At 59.6% G+C, this 1980-nt stretch carries 3 protein-coding genes and 1 pseudogene; all 4 read right to left on the minus strand.

All coding sequences use genetic code 11. The features are described 5' to 3' along the window. On the minus strand, positions 1-677 hold a 677-nt coding region (locus AAAX75_RS09995; RefSeq protein WP_349092069.1), incomplete at its 3' end, for a PTS sugar transporter subunit IIC. A 58-nt stretch (positions 678-735) separates the two neighbouring features. After that, positions 736-1218: a PTS sugar transporter subunit IIB gene (locus AAAX75_RS10000; RefSeq protein ID WP_099432286.1), complete on the minus strand. Its 483-nt coding sequence runs from the start codon at positions 1216-1218 to the stop codon at positions 736-738. Positions 1219-1275: 57 nt separating this feature from the next. Further along, a complete protein-coding gene (locus AAAX75_RS10005) occupies positions 1276-1695 on the minus strand; it encodes a PTS fructose transporter subunit IIA (RefSeq protein WP_138374549.1) in 420 nt (139 codons plus the stop codon). A gap of 46 nt (positions 1696-1741) precedes the next feature. After that, positions 1742-1980, minus strand: a pseudogene (locus AAAX75_RS10010) (SIS domain-containing protein); the annotation flags it as partial.

Here is a 1980-nt window from a genome sequence, read left to right on the forward strand (position 1 = left end):
ATCAGGGCGACGCCCAGGACGGGCACGTTGGCGTAGGAGCACAGCAGGAAGCCCAGGAAGTAGAAGGGCACGAGCTGCTTGGTGAGCACCAGGCGGCCGAGCATGGCGAAGCCCATGGCAGGCAGGAAGTTGGCGGCAACGCCAAAGCCAGCAAGGACAAAGGGCGGGATGAAGTCGAGCAGGCCCTGGATGGCGTCAGCACCCAGATAGAACGACAGCGAGCACAGCAGGAACGCCATGATGATACCGGTCAAACCGATCAGGAAGTGCATCGCATAGACGCCCTTAAGGTTGCCCTGGGCAGAGAAAACATCGGCGCGGTCAACCAAAATCGGCAGGGCGGCGTTAAGGATGTTCTTGATGGCAAGGCACAGCGTGGCGATGGGCATGGCAAGCGCGATGGCTGCCTCAGTGCTCTGGCCCAGCTGGATAGCGAAGGCGCAGGCGAGCACGCCGCCGATCGTCTCATCAGGCGGCACGTAGGCGCCGATGGAGATCGAGCCCATGAACAGCAGCTCCAGACTCGCACCGATCGCGAGGCCGGACTGCAGGTCCCCCAGCACCAGGCCCACGAGCGGGCACAGGACGATGGGGCGGAACGCATAGAGCGTACCGAGCTGGCAGTCGAACTTACCAAATGCGGCGATAAGTCCGATGAGGATTGCTTGGGTAAGCATATATCCCCCTTTCCTAATAGGACACTACGAAGAGCTCAGACTCTTCGAAATTGAACGCCTAGAGCACGCTGGCGCAGTCGACCTTGGGGTCGTCGGCCAGGGGTCGAATCTCGACCTCGACGCCACGATCCAGCATCTCGCGCACATCGGCTTCCTCGGCCGCGGTCAGGAAGATCTGACGAGAGACCTGACGAGCATCGGGACGCTTCTCGTCCTTTGGCTTGGTGTTGCCCAGGTTGACCGACTTGATCTGCGGGCAGCCCTCAACAAGCTGCTTTGCCTCAGCAATAGTGGCGACACAGATGATCATCTTGTACTTGTCGGTCACGCCCGAGTTGATAGCTTCGATTGCATGCTCCATATCTTTGATGACGAGCTTGCAGCCGGCAGGCTTGCCCATCTTGAGCGTCGTCTTCCACACCGGGTCGTTAGCGACCTTATCGCCCACGCAGAAGATGCAGTTGGAGCCAAGGCCCTGAACCCAGGAAACTGCGACCTGGCCATGAAGCAGGCGATGGTCAACGCGAAGTAGCTGAATCATAATGTGACCCCCCAAAGGTCTTGTGCCGTCTTACGGCGTGTCAGTAGGTGCTGCGGATTAGAACTCTTCTTCCTCGTCGCCATCGACCAAAAGATCGTTGACAAACTTCACGCGCGTATCGTCCGCAGCGACGATGGCGCGAATCGTCTCCTCAACCGGCGCCGACTCGTCAGAGAACAGCAGCTGGATGAGGAGAGGAAGGTTCATGTTGGTAACGAGGTACGTGCGGGGACGCGTCTGGACGATCTTGGTGAACTCGTTGTTGACGCTGCCGCCAAAGAGGTCGGTGCAGACAACGACATCATCGTCAGCAGACATGCCTGCCAGCAGTTTTTGGGCCTCCTCGGCCACGTCCATGCGGCCATCGACGAACATCGAAAGATCGTGGACGTTGTCGCGAGCGCCCGAGAGCAGCTCGACGCTCTCCTTGATGCCGGTAGCGAAGTGCGCATGGCTGGCGATGATGTACTGTCTCATTCTGTGTTCCCCTCAATAGCCCGGCACGTTCCCGCACCCGTTTTCTTTAGTAGTCGAACTGGTGATAGTAGCGACGGTACTTGAGGTTGTGCTTGGTGACCGTCTCGTAGTAGCGAGCCAGGCGGTCGGTCACGAGCACCGTCAGAATCCACGGGGAGACGATGACGCGGAACTCGTCGTCAAGGCCGGGGATCGCGAACTCGGCGGTGTCGATGATGTTGATGTCGGTGTCGCCGGTCACACCGCGGGTCAGGAAGGCGCGGACGCGCTCGTCGAGCTTGCGGT

It is taken from the genome of Collinsella sp. CLA-ER-H7 (genome assembly GCF_040092345.1).
Classification (GTDB): Bacteria; Actinomycetota; Coriobacteriia; order Coriobacteriales; family Coriobacteriaceae; genus Collinsella.

Coding starts and splice junctions, on each gene's coding strand:
- AAAX75_RS10000 (WP_099432286.1), bottom strand. CDS start 1,218: ATGATTCAGCTACTTCGCGTTGACCATCGCCTGCTTCATGGCCAGGTC.
- AAAX75_RS10005 (WP_138374549.1), bottom strand. CDS start 1,695: ATGAGACAGTACATCATCGCCAGCCATGCGCACTTCGCTACCGGCATC.